This is a genomic window from Paenibacillus sp. FSL P2-0089 (genome assembly GCF_038595095.1).
Classification (GTDB): Bacteria; Bacillota; Bacilli; order Paenibacillales; family Paenibacillaceae; genus Paenibacillus_AQ; species Paenibacillus_AQ silagei.
The window spans coordinates 3,641,001-3,656,514 of record NZ_CP152006.1 but is presented as its reverse complement, the minus strand read 5'-3'; the positions used below and the strand labels follow the sequence as shown (position 1 = coordinate 3,656,514).

The window sequence follows — 15,514 nt, the reverse complement described above, 5'->3', positions numbered from 1 at the left end:
GTTCCACACCTCTAATCCAAATGATATTTGCTTTCAGCTAGTGCATACAGCCTGCGCCACACCAGACGGTTCACAATTACAACGAGCAGGCACATGACAAATATTCCCCAGATGATCTCCGGCCAATTGCCGTTCGTAGTGGCCTCAGCGATGTACGTACCTAACCCGGCTGCTTGAAGATCCTGATCCTTCCACGATACAATTTCGGATACAATACTGGCGTTCCAGGCGCCTCCGCTTGCCGTAATACAGCCGGTTACAAGAAATGGAAAGACGGCGGGGAGAATTAGTTTTTTCCAGGTCTGCCAGCGTGTCAATTTCAAAGTCACCGCAGCTTCCTTAAGATCGGAAGGAATGGCCATCGCACCGGCAATAACATTAAATAATACATACCATTGTGTCCCCAGCATCATCAGCGGAATTGCCCCAATCTCCATCGATATCCCGAACTTCAAGTACAGAATCGTGAATATCGGAAATGCCATGTTCGCCGGAAAAGAAGACAACACCTGCACAACAGGCTGAACAATTCGTGATAGCCGAGGATTCGTTCCAATGAACACACCCACGGGCAGCGTCCAGAGTACAGCCAGCAGTGTTGAGACGACTACCCTCAGTGCGGTCAGCAGGCCGAGGTACACCACATGCACCAGCTCGCCCCAGCTTAATTGGGCAATCTCGAGAATGCCTGAATACAAATACTTGAGCATCAGCACAGCGGCCGCAGACAGGAATAGCCATTGAAGAGCCTTTTTGACCCTTGACGGGACATGAGGCAGCTTCAACTGTGCGCTTCGGGTGGCAAGCCGCAGGAATCCGTCATGAACGCCGCCGTGCAGCTTACGGTTAAGATAATGAACAAAGCTGGCCCGCTTCAGAAGCTCTAACACCCAGGAGGTTGGTGCTTCGCCTGCTTCCGTCTGTTCATTCTTGAATTTCTGGCTCCAGGCAATCACCGGACGCCAGAATAATTGGTCTACCATTACAATCAGCACCACCATCGCCAGGATCGCATAGATAAGTGCTCTAATATCGCCATCCTCTGCGGCTAGGGCCATGTACGTCCCGATTCCCGGCAGATGCAGATCCTGATTCAGCACGCTGATCGATTCACTGGCCGCCAGAAAGAACCAGCCTCCGCCAAATGACATCATGCTGTTCCATACCAGACCGATCATCGAGAATGGCGCTTCCAGCTTCGTGAAACGATGCCATCCGCCCAATTGGTTCATCGCGGCAGCCTCATTCAGCTCGCGCGGAATCGTCTTAAGGGAATGATAATAGCTAAGGGTCATATTCCAGACCTGGCTGGTAAAAATAGCGAAGATCGAAGCCATTTCCACGCCGAGCAAGCTGCCTGGGAACAAGGCCATGAAGGCCAGGACTGTGGCCGACAGAAATCCAAGCACAGGAACGGATTGCAGGATATCAATAGCGGGAATCATGAATTTTTCAGCAGTCCGGTTATACGCCGCAATGCGGCCGTACACGAAGGTGAAGATCAGGGATGCTGCAAAAGCGATAAACATGCGTAAGAGCGAGCGGCCTGCATAGTAAGGCAGCCACTTAGGGTCCAGACTGAGCGAAGACAGTTCCTCTGGATCTAGAGGCACCTGCATCCCCGAGCCTAGCTTCGCTGCGGCATACAGGACGGATAACAAAAAGGAAATGACGAGAATATCCGCCCAGCCCAAGGTTCTCCGCTGATTCCCTTGATGGAAAAAGTTCATTTGCATAATGTACAACTCCAATCTGAGGTAAATAAAAAAACTCTCCGCTGCCTTAGGCAGGGAGAGTTGCACATTCCTTCATTCATAAGAATATAAAGCTATCCTGCTCAGTCAATAAGAGGCGCTTGAAGATAGACTGAATAGGACAGACCTATACTGCAATGGGGGAAGGGTAGGCTTCCTGCTTAACCGGAACATAAAATTACTGTAATCGTATATTTGGCTGCCGCTGTCCATCGTCTGTTCTCCCCTTCCCGCATACATATGATAAATGACTAAGTAGCATAATTAACAATAGTGGCTTCCCCGGTGCGCTCATCGTAAGCAATCCATAATTCATCCCCGGCTTCTACGCCATACACCGGTTCTATAGATTGCCTGATCCGGTAGCTCTGTCCACTGCGTTCGACGGTGATCGTGGCAAGCGGCCGGTCGCCGGTCGTTCCCCGGTAGTCGACCGATCGAACGCTGGCACTGCCTTGCTTGCCTTGCAGAAGCCGCGATTGAAGCGCAACCTCCTCCGGCTTCGCAGTTACGGGAACTACTGCTCCTACAGTGACTTCCAGATTCTCCGGGACGAACTGGCTGTTCACCTTGCGCAGACGTTCCTTTCCGTTCACCATCACTATCTCAAGCAGCAGCAGATTCTGGCCGGCAATCTTTACCGGCAACCGCTGAACTCTTGTAATTTCAGCCTCTAAGGTGAGCTGGTTTGCCTGATCACTCCGCTCCGCAGGACCGTATCTCAACAAACGGGCGTTGCCGCTTGTGATTATCAGATCTGCCCGTTCTCCGGTACGGTAGACGAAGCCGGAGGGCTGCACCACAGGCACACTGTAGCTTTGGCCTGCTGCCTCAAGGTGCAGCAGCAGTGCTTGCCCGCGGTTTACAGGTCCGCAGGCTTCTATCTGTCTTAAGACCGCATCATGAATGATCCGGGGCGGCGCCTGGTGTTTAAGGTCGCTCTCCCGTACCAAGATCGCCGTATGCTTGCTCCGGTTATAGCTAATCATCACCTGATCGCCTGGACGGATCGGGTTCAGATAAGAAATGACCTGCTTGATCTGGACTTCCTTACTCTGGCCCTGGTCCGTGAAACGGACGGTAAGCCGGACCTGTGGTTGTTCGTTGACCAGCATCCCTGTCTCGGCCAGATTCATAACCGTGCCTTGAATCAGAACCCCCTCGGCCAGCTTCTGCCACCGCTTGCGGATGAGAAGCTGTGGCAGCCAGAGTAGTCCCACCACCATCAGTAAAGGAATTGCGAGCCAGATCACCCAGTTCACAACCAGGGCATTCCATGTCAGCACATAGTTCTTGAAGGTCGCTGCAGATAATTGATCCTCCCCGGCAGCCATCTGCCATTGCTGCAGCTCCCCGTTGCTGATCTGTCCGCTAAGCCCCTCCTTGACATGCAGCCAGCCTCCCAATGAATCCAGACTTGAATAGTACAGTGTATCATTATTCGCTTCTTTATAGAAGCTCAGCTTCGGATCTTGCAGCTTATCGTAGGATAATGTCTTAAGCGCGGCATTGACATTCGTAAATTCCCCAGTCTGCTCATGATACAAATAACCGCGTAAGGTACCCTTGATCTCGTCTTCCGTGGTGGACCCGGCAATCAGCGTCTCTTGGTCGTTCAGCGGGAAGAGCCTGGCTTGATAGACCGGCTCCGGCGTCTTGACGGCTTCGCCCCATTTACCCGCAGCCTCATTGTAATAGTGAACCTGTTTTGGATATTCGCTGCTTACCCGCAGTAGCCGGGTATTGTCCAGTCCGAGCTGCGCGGCAAACTCCTGTCCTACCCTCTTCTGCGCTTCGGGAGCACTTTCCTGCGCGCCCTTCAGCCCAAGTAGAGGTATGCCGTCCTTGCCGAAGAGGGCAGAAGCATAAGCAGTGCGCCCGTCCTTGAGTCCCACCTCATAGACGGGCAGAGAATGCCCCTCCTGGAAGCTGAAGAAGGCTTCACGAATGGAGACCGGCCGTGCTGGAAGAGCGGCTGAGCCGTTCAGATTCGCGTAGTGGAGCTGAGCCTGGCTGACTTCCGCCACATGGACCGCTGAGCTTTTATCCGCCCCGGCGAACAGTAATCTGCCCCGCCATTCATGCCCGTCGGAGCTCAGAAAGGTCGGGATATTAAAGCTTCCTTGTACCAGCTCTTTCGCGCCCCCCGCCGGATCAATAACATTCACCTGCAGGCCTGCCTTATCCTTGGTTGCGATCACCAGCTTACCGGCCTGATAAGAGACCAGCCGCTGCCGGTGGATGTCTGAGCGCAGCTCCACCTCCTGCTCAGCCTTATGGGTGCCTGCGTCATACAACGTTGCCATTAGCCCGTTGCTGCTGTCCGTGACCGCAAGCACCTTCTTGCCCTGGTCCAGATAGTACAACGCTTTGACCGGGAGCAGGCGGTCCGCTGCACTGCGCACATAACCGGAATAATCGTTCCAGACCAGGATGCTAAGGATCACTGCAGGAATCCAAAATACCAGAGTAAATAAGGACAAATATGATTTTCTCATCGCCTTCTCGCTCCTCTACATGGTTCGGTGTTCACTATAGCCTTCACCTTAAGTCACTTAGATGAATCGGCAAGCGGGAATTCATCAATCATGCGGGATCACCTCTGTCAGGTACTTTGGTGTAATACAATCTTCCTGGACGCCAAAAAACGGTACATTCTTGTACCGTCTCATGACTCATTGCCTCTATGGTAATATACTTAACGTCTCTAAGTCCAGCCCGTCAGCCGCGTGACCCTCCGCTTAGCCTCAGGCATCCCGGATACGGTAGACAACAATCGCTGTCGCCACAAAGGACACCATCCAGAACATTACAATACCGGCCCCCTGCACAGGCGTAAGGACATTCAGTTCGCCAGAGGAAGGCAGCAGGTACATGTAACGTCCAGCCGTATCCGGGAAACAGGCCGGCAGAAGCCCCCGCGACCATGGACTGATAATGAAATAATAGCCGAGCAGGATCACCAGGGCCGGAAGGGTTCTTCTCAATAAAGCCCCTATCGCCGCGCTAAGCAGTGTGGTCAAGGTCAGATAGCCCGTTGCCCCCAGCAATGCTTGTATGACTTCATGAGGTTCAATCCCTGCTGCACGGCCGCCTAGCCTCCAGCCCGCATATAGGACACCGGAGGCCGTAAGGATAAACGCCGCAGGAATCGTAATCAGGGTGAGTGCCAGATGCTTCATCAATAATTGGCGTCCGCGCCAGGGGATTACCGTTAACGTTGTGCGGATCTGTCCGCCCGTATACTCGGAGCAAGCCGCCAAGATCCCCAGAATAATGAACCCTGCCTGAAGATAGCTCATCGAGGCAAGTCCTGTATTCAGGATTCCGGGTGCTGCGGCTCCTTCCTGCAGAGAGGCGGAAGTGAAGGCCGCAGTCAAAAGCAGATGAACAAGAAATGTAACCGTAACTGCGGTCCATATCCATGGCAATGTCATCAGCTTGTCCAGTTCAGCCCTAAGGATTCGAATAGTCTTCCTGCCGGATGAGACATTCATGCTGCAACATCCCTCCTATGGAACACAATAGCTGCAATCCCAAGCAGCACGGCCACCCAGGCAAACATGATCAAGCCGCCGGTGAACGGGGTGTGATAGCTGTCGAACAGACTGCCTGTAACCTCGGTCGAGGCACTGTTCTTAGTAAACATAAACATCTCGAAGCCGGCCCGGTCCGGCAAATAGAATGCCAGCTTCGTCACCTTGGCCAGCAGGACACTGAAGGATACCAGCGATGAATTAATCATGAGCACGGTAAGCGGGATCATGCCCTGCTTCGTCAGCAGCGTCAGCCCGAAGGCCAACAGTGCAGTGAAGGTCCAGTAGCAGACGGCACCGGCAAGCCGGGTCCATTCAAGTAGCGGGGCATAGTCACCTAATATATAGTGTGTGGTTGGTACAATCAGAATTACAGCAAGGATACACAGGAGGATGCTGATGACAGATACAGCGCCTGCTTTTGCCAGAAACAACTGAAGCCGCGATGACACAACCATCAGACTTGTGGAAATCTGCTGCCCTCCGGCCCCTTCACTGCTCTCTGTCCGGTACTCGCTGCTGACTGCAAGCACGCCAAGGATAATAACGCCCTGCACACCAAGACCTAATCCGCTGTAGCCCATTTCGGGCAGCCGTGTGCTGACTCCAGCTATAATCGCCTCTTTTTCTGCTATAGCGTCCAAGGCAGCAATGACCGCAGGAGCCAATGCTCCAATAAGCAGGGCGAGCCAAATCCCCGGCAGCGAGAGCAATTTCGAGATTTCTGCATGGAATGCCTTCACCAAGCATCACCTGCCTGTTCAGAGGTCAGGGCGAAGAAGGCATCCTCCAGCGTGGAATGACTGCCGGTTACCTCCTGCAAGGTGCCGTCTGCGACAATTCTCCCCTGCTTAATAATCACCACATCGTCCACCGTTTCGGCCAGCTCGCCCATAAGATGACTGGAGAGCAGCACCGTATTCCCGGCCTCTGCCCGCTTACGCAGAAATGTCCGGATCCAGCGGATGCCTTCCGGGTCGAGCCCGTTCACCGGTTCATCCAGAATCAGAATCTCCGGGTCTGCAAGCAGCGCTGCTGCGATTCCCAGTCTTCTCCCCATGCCGAGCGAATATTGCTTGACTCTAGTGCCCGCTGCCGTGGTAAGACCGACAATATCCAGCACCTCTTCGACCCGTGAGCGGGGCAGACCGGCGGCGCAAGCGATCCAGCGCAGGTGTGCCCGTCCTGTCCGCATCGGATGGGCTCCAGATCCGTCCAGTGCAGCACCTACGGTTCGCAGCGGATGCTGTAATTCTGCGAAGGGCTTGCCATGAATCAAGGCGCTGCCGGCGGTGGCATGATCCAGTCCGAGCAGAATGCGGAGTGTAGAGCTTTTGCCGGCCCCGTTTGGCCCGAGGAATCCCGTGACTCTTCCGGGGCTCGCTTCGAAGGTGATCCCGGATAGAATCTCCTGCGTACCGCGGCGTTTGACTAAGTTATTGATGGTAAGCACCATAACACATCCTTTCGTTATGGTGTTAAGTATACAGATACAAGGTTACATCCCGGTGGGCAGGCCGTTTACTTCCGGGTTAATTTCAGGTTACATTCTGCCAATGACTACATTTGTCCCCTGCCCGCTTGAGCTGAATTCAGCCTTCAGGGTCATTGTATTCAGCATGTAATGTACGGTCGATAGCCCTATTCCCGCCCCGCCACCGTATGCAGAATGATCCATGCCAGGGCCTTTGTCAGCCACAAGAATCCGTTCCTGCTGCACGTCTACAGCAATATAGACATATTTCCCGTCCGCTGCATGGCGGATGATATTCTGAAACAGATTATCCAGCACCCGGGTCATCCACCCAGGATCTGCTGTCCAGTGGAAGGTTTCTTCTGCGGGCAAATCAACATCGACTTGAATGCCATGTTCTTCAAAAACCGGATACCACGCAGCAACCGAGGCTCTTACCAGGCGCCCCATGTCTGTGGGTGCAGGCTCGAAGGGATATTTTCCCGAGGTAAGCAAGGTGTACGAGAGCAAATCATCCATCAGTTCTCCGGTCCGGGTAATAGTCTGGTTGATCTCGGCTAAAGAGCTCTGTCCTTCTGGACTCAAAGGTTCTTTGTTCAGCCGGGTGACATGTCCCCGCATGATGGTCAGCGGCGTCCGCAGGTCGTGGGACATGTTGGCAATGAGCCGTTGCCGCAGCCCTGCCTCTTCCTGCTCCCGCCTGCGGCTGTCTTCCAGCTGCCGGATCATCCGGTTGAAGGAACCGCCTAACTGGTCTATTTCATCCATGCGGTCCTTTTGAATCAGGACAGGCTCAGGCCACGAATCCACATTAGTTGGAGTAGCGGACATAGCTTCTTGTAAGCGGGTCAGACGTTTGCGGAGTCTCCAGAAGAACAGCCAGGATAGAACAACGAACGCGACAATGATACAAGTGAACATAAGCACTGTAATGTAAAAAAGGTTCAGCGTATTGAATCTTGGCTCTGTCCCGGAAGTGCCAAAGAAGGATGAGAATACCATCAGCACAAGGGGCGGCAGCAAGATGAACAGAAAGTGCAGCTTCAGAAAATGCCGGAACAAGGAACGGGGCTGCTTCATAGCTTCACCCGGTAGCCGATTCCCTTCAGCGTCTCAATAATCTCCGGGGTCTCCGGGTCGCGCTCCAGCTTGTGCCGCAGCCGGTGGAGATGTACCAGTAAAGTCTTGTCTCCAGGGATATAAGCTTCCTCCCAGACTGCTTCATAGAGCTGTTCCTTCGGCAGAACCTGATTCGGATGGCGCAGGAAATACATCAGGATCTGATGCTGCTTCCCTGTCAAAATAATCTCTTCTCCTGTACGCTTGTCATAGATGGTCTGAAGCTTCGTATCCACTTCAATGTGAGTGCCCAGTGTAATACGGTCCGAAGAGACTCCGCCGCTCCGGCGGATTAATACCTCCAGCCTGGCCACCAATTCATCGGTATGGAAGGGCTTCGTCACATAGTCATCCGCGAATTGTAAGCCCTCTACCTTATCATCGACGGAGGTTCGGGCGGTCAACAGCAGCACTGGAACGGCGGGTGCCGCCTTTTTCAACCGTTTGCCTATAGTGAATCCATCTAAGCCCGGTAACATGATATCCAGAATAACGACATCATACTGCGTAACCTCAGCCTCGGCTCCCTCACCGGATTGCAGCCATTGTACCGAATATCCCCGCTGCTCCAGCTCCTCTTTGACCCAAGTGCCTATTTTTTCATTATCTTCAATATAAAGTATGCTTGTTCTCAAGTGATTTCCTGCTCTCTATTAATCTCTGCTGCTCTCCCTCCATATTATACTGGTTAATCAATTCATCCAATACCATGGATTGCTTAAGGACCGCAGGGTGCTGAAGATCATGATGTTTCTCCGCCAGAATGTGAAGCCGCTTCCGGGCACGTTCAATCCGGACCTGCACGAGCATATTTCTGTTCACCATAGAATCCTCCCTTTATGCTATCTTAGGGTTTTATGACAGATAATAGGATGTCTTTTGCATTGCACAAAATAACTTCAGAACATAACAAAAAAGGCGCCCCCCGAAATGTCAGGAGCACCCCTGTATATTTTCGCGAAAATGATTAAGTTCCCCAACCATGTCCCAGTGTAGTCACCAAGGTTATCGTCGTTGAAATAACAATTGAAACACTACAGGCTGATACACCTCACTTGATAGATTTTTGAATCTTTCCTCCAGCTCCTGATCCGTAAATTCCCTATATTGCTCATAAAGACTCATAAAAACAATGATATTTCGGCTGCTATTGATCCTAATTGATATTTCCAAGCCTTTCAGTACCGTGTTCAATGCCTGTTCCTTACTCTTGCTGTGATTGAAAAAATAGATTGCCAGGTCGATGAGGAATTGCGCGTAGCTCTCTTGCAGGATGGCCTGATTGTATTCACCGAACTCTGTCTTGCTGGATTCATAAGGTATGTATGCCGCGAACCGCTCTAAGATACTGTCGATATTAAGCTTAAATACATTCGCCGCTTGAACCATATAACGCACTGCCACAAATATTTCATCCTCTTGAATAGCTATATAGTCTGCGTACTCATGTATTACATCCAAATCTCCGGACATTAACCGGTACAGATAAGTGTTAGCAACGGCCCATTCCGTAAATTGTGCAATGACCTGCCGGGATTCTTCATCGTTCTCCTGAACCCAGCGTTCACCATTTGCATACAATTTCACAAAGGATAATGCCCTCTTGTAGTCGCCGCACTCTTCGCTGGCAGTAGATCTGGCTAAGTATGCGTACAGGATATAATAGTAAAAAGGACGATCAGGACGCTTCACCCTTTCTTCTATTGTGTTAGAACTACGGCCTTCCAGCTCATATTGAACGGATGCAATCCGGTGCATTTCCTTAGCGAGTTCGTCTACTCTCTTCCACTTGTGTACCAGACCATAAATATGCATTAGCTGTTTCATTGCATCGAGCTGATCGGCTGCGTCTAACCGGTTGACATACAACTCAAATTGAGTGGCTGCACGTAACCTCTCCTCCAGATCCTGTTGTTCTTCTAATTCAATCTGAAATATACGGTACTGGCATAATGCTAACCGTTCGGAATGCTGATACTTTTCGGCTTCGCTCACACCCTGATACAGTATCCTTGCAGCTTGGCTTTTATTGTCCTCATACAAAAGTTCAGCGAATTCAAACAGTAAAGATGCATAAGACAAATCCTCCAGCAGACGGTTCACAATCTGTTCAATACAATCCAAACGATCTAGTTCTGCACATCGGAAAATAAAGGGTCGGATCCTCCGCATGGAGACTACAAAAGAAAAGCATTCATCGATATAGTCTTCAAAAAAATAGTCTTCAGGCAGCTTCATTCCAGCAGTAATCGCAGCAAGCTGTGCCATAGAGATTGGATGTTTACCTTTTAAGATCCGGCTGAGCGTACCTGAATTGAGACCCGCTAACTCTGCAAAATGGGAATGTATCATTTGATTTCTGTTCATATACGCGAGCAGTTCTTCCCGGATAGAATGTACCGATCCCAAACCAACACCCCTCCTCCCATAAAATAGGATTAAAAGCATACGTATAGTTGATACTAAGGATGAATCAAACGGCGGTCAATATAAAGGGATATTTTACTAATTATCCCGTTTACATCTATTATTATATACCTAAAATCATTATACGCAATATATTTCGTGTATTATAAAGCGTTAAATTAACGAGTCTCCTCCCCTATCATAAAAACATACCGAAAAGTCGAGGGAGATATTGCATTTTGAGGATAAAGGATGCACGGAAAGCCGCAGGGTATACCCAAGAATCCATCGTACATCAGATTAACGACACCATGAAATGCACCTTGCGCAACTACCAGAATATTGAGTACGGTGTGGTACTCCCGAACGTTACATTGGCGCTTCTAATCAGTCACTTGTGTGGTGTTGATCCCCGTGAAGTAGATGAATGGAAATACTCTAATCAACGTGCAGATGCGCAAAAAAATGGCAATTGAATTTCCATTTGACCTACTTTTTGTAGGTGATCATGGCAGGAGTTCGTTTATCAGCAAAAAACCACCGGTTAAGGGAAAGCCCTTCAACGGTGGTTTTTTTATTTTCATATGAATACACGCATTAATCCTTATAAATTCTCCTGTAGCTGTCGCGCAAGCGCATTCCGTCGCCCTCTAACACAGTGACAACATAATCCTCCAGGTCTTCGGAATAATTAAAATGCACATTGGCCCCTGTATCCAGGAAGACGATCATGACATCCAGGCTGCGGCATTGCTCTACGATCTGAATGCCGTGATACCGGGCAAACGCCTGAAAATCTCCCCATGTGCGGAATTCGTTATCCTGCTGCCCTTCCTCTTTCCTATCCTCTCCGTGTTCCCCGATGAATTTCATATTCTCGCCTGTGAACTGCAGCCTCTCATCATAAAAGATCTCCAGCAGCCAACGCTTAAATTGAAATCCCAATATAGTGCCTGTTATACTGCTGTGGCTTTCTTTGGTGGTGCACCGCATGAGTAGATCCGTGAAGCGGCGGTCCTGCTGCCCCGGCAGCTTGAAGAATCCGCCTTGCTTCAGGTATTCGCTGACCATACAGCCCATGCTCTCCAGCTCCAGGATCATTGGCTCAGCGATAATGCGGTTCAATTTTCTCTGGTTGCCGTAACGGCTGGTGATCTGATCCAGCAGATAATCGCCATGGTCCGCCGAGTATTGGAAAATAACCCGCAATCCGTTGCTTAGCTGCGCTCTAATCCTCTTGCTGTTCTGAGTGAAGTTGACGGTGGTCAACCCAAGCTCTGCCAGGTAAGTGGCAAAATCCTGCCATAGGTGCATGTCCCTCTCCGTAACTCTTCGTCCTCTGCGGCTGAAGTCAAGCTGCGATCCGAAATAGCCTTTTTTTGCGTAAATCACTGTTAAGCTGCATTGCCGGAACTCAAATTCCAGGCTGAGCCCGTGCTCACTTCTGTAGCTGACTTGACAGTCAAGCATAAGCTCCTGAAGTGTCCGTCCGTGATTCTCCGGTATTTCCATATAACCGCCGTATGTTATGAAGTCATCAAGCTGGCTGAAGCTGCTTAATTTTCTGGAGGGACTGATGTTAATCACCTCTCTCTCAGCATTAATCGATGGTTTCAATAATAACAGTCTTTCCGAAATCATCATGTACAAGAATTTCAATTAATCTAGACGCTGTGTATTCCGGTGATTGCAGTTTCCCTTCCGCAGAGAGCTGAATGAATTCATTCACATAGGGGAACAGCTCAGTGGTTACAGACCGTATTTCCGATTGCAAGCTTGTATCGATCATGCCGGGATACACTGCTGCTGCTTTTGCCGGATACGTAGCCAGCTTCTGTTCTATGTCTATACACTTGGTAAAAGAGTCTAAACCAGCTTTGGCAGTACTGTAGGCGCTTTGTGAAGGCAGTATGTACTTTGCAGAAGCTGAGGAGATATTCAGGATTCTTTTGTCCACATTCAGATGCTTAGTAAGTCGTAAAAAGTTGGAGGTAATCACCATGGGTGCTAACAGATTCAAGTGGAGGTTCTCTATGATCTGTCCCGTTTCTAACCTATCAATCGAGCTTACAGGCGTCAGCATGGCGGCATTATTGATTAGATAGACGGCTTCCCCGCTGGAACGAAGCTCAATTCGGCTGAAAATATTTTCAACAAGCTGATCGATACCACTGATATCCGTTAAATCATAATTAAAATAATCCATGTGACAACCCAGTTGCTTCGCTCGCTCCATGAGTCCTTGGTTAGCCGTTCTGGATATACATATCAGATGGTGGGACGGGTCGATGAATTGATTAGCCAGGGATTCACCGATTCCTCTGGATGTACCTGTAATAATAATATGTTTCAAGTGTATCTGCCCCCTGTAAGTTATTGGTGATCTTCACGAAGTATCATTCTTCGGACAGCCTCTTCCCAAATCAGCTCATATTCGAGATCCATCCTCATCATCTTGCATCTGGACAAATTATCTATAAGCAAGGCAAGAATGGCTGCGTTAACCCCGATGGTTGAAGAAGCAATAAGGCCAAATTCAGCGCCCTTCGACAGAAGTTGAACAAAACCGGTTACAAAATCTTGTTGGATTCTCAAGAATGGAGCTCGAAATTGCTCATCCCGTTCAGCCAGCATGGCAAACTCACTGAGCACCCTTAAAGTGGAGCGATACTCTTCCTCGCCGCTTGGCAGCATGTTTAGACCGCCGCTGATTAGGATTTCTGCAAAATTGTCCTTATTAACGGATTCCGTATCAAAATACGCTGTAAAATGATGATCCCGGAAAATATGCTCAAAGGTCCGGCTGATCAGCTCTTCTTTTGTAGCAAAATGATAATAAATAGAGGATTTGGTGATCCCCACTTTTTTTGAAATTAAACCCAAACTCGTTTTCTCTATTCCATACTCAGCAAAAAGCTCAAATGCTGCCTGGATGATGTAACTGGATGTAATCTCTTTTTTCTTGATAACCCTCAGGCTCCCTTCGATTGAATTAATGTCATTATAAGGATTAACCTAATGAATTGTCAATAATTTAACGACCGATCGTTCAAAAAATAAATTTACGCATAAAATAACCACCTGCAAGGATACAGGTGGCCGTTCTAACCTCTATTCGTTTCTCACCGGGAAATACACCTGATAAGGCTCATACCCGATATCGCGGATTCTTCTGAGCTGGATGCCGGGGTCCTGACGGGTGGTCTTGAAGAAGTAACGCCAGCTTCCCCACTCCCGTTCGTTCTCCATGATGATCTCACCGGCTGCATCCGCTAACGGGGTGTAGAGGATCCGTTCATTCTCGGTGATGCCAGCCAGTACTTCAGGGCCATAGCGGAACGCGCCGGTCTGCTCGTCGTCGGGCAGAGGGATGAAACGGATGCCTAGAGGCAGAATGATGCTGATCCGGTCGCCGTCCTGCCACTCTCGCAGTATCGTATAGAAGGCGGAGTGATCCGCAGACTTCCCGTGCAGCTCGCCGTTCACATAGATCACAGCTTCTGACATGATCCAGTCTGGAATCCGCAGATGGACGGCAAACTCGCTGACAGAGCTGGCATGGACGGTGAAGTCATATTTTCTGTAATCCGGCATGTTCTCATGAAGTGCAGTAATCTCATTCAGCTCCTGCTGCCCGGCTGTGTTCGAGGAGTTCAGCATGCTTCCGCTCATATGATCCTGGGACTGCTGAATCCGCACGCTCTCTCCGTGGATCTCGGTGGTCAGCTCCGAACGGAAATACTGGCAGACATAGATATCGTTCTGCTCCTGATAATAGATCCCTCTATTCAGCGCGGCGTTAGCCTGGACCATCGTTCCATGGCAGCAGAAGAAACTATCCGTCTCCGTACTCCAATCCTTACGTAACCCGGCCTTCATCGGCAGGAAGTACGTGAGCAGCCCAGTTGCCGGATCACTGTGCTTGTTGCCGGTCAGATGGTATTCCTGGTAATAGGCCTGCGCCATAATTCCGTTGTACATATTATATTCGATATACTGCGCATAGGCCGGATTCGAGGTGTGCCGGAAAAGAAATTCTGCCAAACGGATCATGTTATACACTGTACAGTGCTCCTGATTCTTATCTCCAAGGCGGGCCTTGATCTTCATTTTCGGCATCCATACTTCACCTGCCGTATTGCCGCCGGTAGCCAGCATCCCCCGCTCAGTGACCGCACATTTCCAGTAGGCCGTGACAATATCCATCCAGCGCTGCTCGCCGGTAACCTCGTAAGCTCTGGCGCAGCCGAGTACCTCGGGAATGGTCGTGTTGGCGTGCATGTTGGTCAGCGGGTCTTTATTTTCGAGTAACGGGCGGAACAATCTGCTGCGGTAATACCGTTCCAGCAAAACAGTGTATTTATCGTTCCCGGTAAGCTCCAGCAGATCAGCCCAAGCTTCCAGCATACCGCCTGTCTCCATATCCAGTATGTCATCGAACTTCTCTCTGGTGAAGGTACTGCTCCAATCGACGAACCAGTCGGCGAATCGGTCTGCGATGTCAAGCGCCTTACGGCTCCCGGTGAAATGATGCATATCGACAAGACCCATAAATAGCTTATGGATGTTATATTGCGGCGCCCAGATCGCCTTGCCTTGGGCCACCCAGTGCAGATATTTCTCGGGAATCGGCGCAGCCCATTGCCCTCCGTTGTCCTTCTGGCATTCAGCCAGCTCGTCCAGGATAAGATCGGCCTTCAGCTTGAGTTCCAGATCCCCGGTCTCATGATAACGGATTGCTGCCGCAGACAGCCAGTGTCCCAGAAAATGTCCGCGGATCTGGCAGACCGGCGTCTCCCAGCCCCCGTGTGCATCCGCTGGAATATCTCTGCCGTCATATCTTCCTGCCTCCACCTTATAGTTAAAGAGGAGATTGTCATTTGTCAGTTTCATCAGATACCGGCGGTTGGCGTCCTCTCTGCGTCTCAAATCATGATCTTGAAGAATGACCTGTTTGCCCTTCAGTTCTCTCATTGCTGCAGCCCCTTAATAGAATGACATTGCTTGCATTGCTTGCACAATGAAATTATAAAGCAGCCCGTCCCGCAAACCAATGATGGATACAACGATAAAATTGATCCATACCGATCAATTCCGGCCGATTGTGCGCTGGATCAGAGATGCTGCAGATCCTCCTCTGTGACGAACACCGTCTTATTTCCCATATATCAACAATAATACTATGTTATTCTATCAACACAAATGAGAGCAGACCCCAAGTATGG

The 15,514-nt window shown here is 50.1% G+C and carries 13 protein-coding genes; all 13 read right to left on the bottom strand.

Features of this window, described 5'->3' with window-relative positions:
- Positions 1-11: 11 nt before the first annotated feature.
- The 13 genes from NST69_RS15050 to NST69_RS14990 all read right to left on the bottom strand — a co-directional run bounded on the left by NST69_RS15050 (position 12) and on the right by NST69_RS14990 (position 15,263).
- Positions 12-1,736 (bottom strand): ABC transporter permease subunit, encoded by a 1,725-nt coding sequence (locus tag NST69_RS15050; protein ID WP_342549906.1) that lies wholly within the window; start codon positions 1,734-1,736, stop codon positions 12-14.
- A 269-nt stretch (positions 1,737-2,005) separates the two neighbouring features.
- Positions 2,006-4,252, bottom strand: coding sequence for a hypothetical protein (locus NST69_RS15045; protein WP_342549905.1), 2,247 nt, complete (start codon positions 4,250-4,252; stop codon positions 2,006-2,008).
- 249 nt (positions 4,253-4,501) lie between these two features.
- A complete protein-coding gene (locus NST69_RS15040; RefSeq protein ID WP_342549904.1) occupies positions 4,502-5,251 on the bottom strand; it encodes an ABC transporter permease in 750 nt (249 codons plus the stop codon).
- The gene (locus tag NST69_RS15035; RefSeq protein ID WP_339314351.1) at positions 5,248-6,033 is read right to left on the bottom strand and encodes an ABC transporter permease; all 786 of its coding nucleotides are present in this window, start codon (positions 6,031-6,033) and stop codon (positions 5,248-5,250) included. The genes NST69_RS15040 and NST69_RS15035 overlap by 4 nt, the downstream gene beginning before the upstream one ends.
- The gene (locus tag NST69_RS15030; RefSeq protein WP_342549903.1) at positions 6,030-6,746 is read right to left on the bottom strand and encodes an ATP-binding cassette domain-containing protein; all 717 of its coding nucleotides are present in this window, start codon (positions 6,744-6,746) and stop codon (positions 6,030-6,032) included. Before NST69_RS15030 ends, NST69_RS15035 begins: the two co-directional genes overlap by 4 nt.
- 87 nt (positions 6,747-6,833) lie before the next feature.
- Complete coding sequence (locus NST69_RS15025) at positions 6,834-7,844, bottom strand: HAMP domain-containing sensor histidine kinase (RefSeq protein WP_342549902.1); 1,011 nt, start codon at positions 7,842-7,844, stop codon at positions 6,834-6,836.
- Positions 7,841-8,518, bottom strand: coding sequence for a response regulator transcription factor (locus NST69_RS15020; RefSeq protein ID WP_209870952.1), 678 nt, complete (start codon positions 8,516-8,518; stop codon positions 7,841-7,843). The genes NST69_RS15025 and NST69_RS15020 overlap by 4 nt, the downstream gene beginning before the upstream one ends.
- Positions 8,493-8,708 (bottom strand): aspartyl-phosphate phosphatase Spo0E family protein, encoded by a 216-nt coding sequence (locus NST69_RS15015; protein WP_340952806.1) that lies wholly within the window; start codon positions 8,706-8,708, stop codon positions 8,493-8,495. The genes NST69_RS15020 and NST69_RS15015 overlap by 26 nt, the downstream gene beginning before the upstream one ends.
- 180 nt (positions 8,709-8,888) lie before the next feature.
- Positions 8,889-10,292 (bottom strand): helix-turn-helix transcriptional regulator, encoded by a 1,404-nt coding sequence (locus NST69_RS15010; protein WP_342549900.1) that lies wholly within the window; start codon positions 10,290-10,292, stop codon positions 8,889-8,891.
- Between the two features lie 594 nt (positions 10,293-10,886).
- Positions 10,887-11,906, bottom strand: coding sequence for a hypothetical protein (locus NST69_RS15005; protein ID WP_342549899.1), 1,020 nt, complete (start codon positions 11,904-11,906; stop codon positions 10,887-10,889).
- Positions 11,890-12,642: a (S)-benzoin forming benzil reductase gene (locus NST69_RS15000; protein WP_342549898.1), complete on the bottom strand. Its 753-nt coding sequence runs from the start codon at positions 12,640-12,642 to the stop codon at positions 11,890-11,892. Before NST69_RS15000 ends, NST69_RS15005 begins: the two co-directional genes overlap by 17 nt.
- A gap of 20 nt (positions 12,643-12,662) precedes the next feature.
- Positions 12,663-13,223: a helix-turn-helix domain-containing protein gene (locus tag NST69_RS14995; protein ID WP_342550180.1), complete on the bottom strand. Its 561-nt coding sequence runs from the start codon at positions 13,221-13,223 to the stop codon at positions 12,663-12,665.
- 177 nt (positions 13,224-13,400) lie between these two features.
- Positions 13,401-15,263 (bottom strand): beta-L-arabinofuranosidase domain-containing protein, encoded by a 1,863-nt coding sequence (locus tag NST69_RS14990; protein ID WP_342549896.1) that lies wholly within the window; start codon positions 15,261-15,263, stop codon positions 13,401-13,403.
- Between the last annotated feature and the right edge of the window lie 251 nt (positions 15,264-15,514).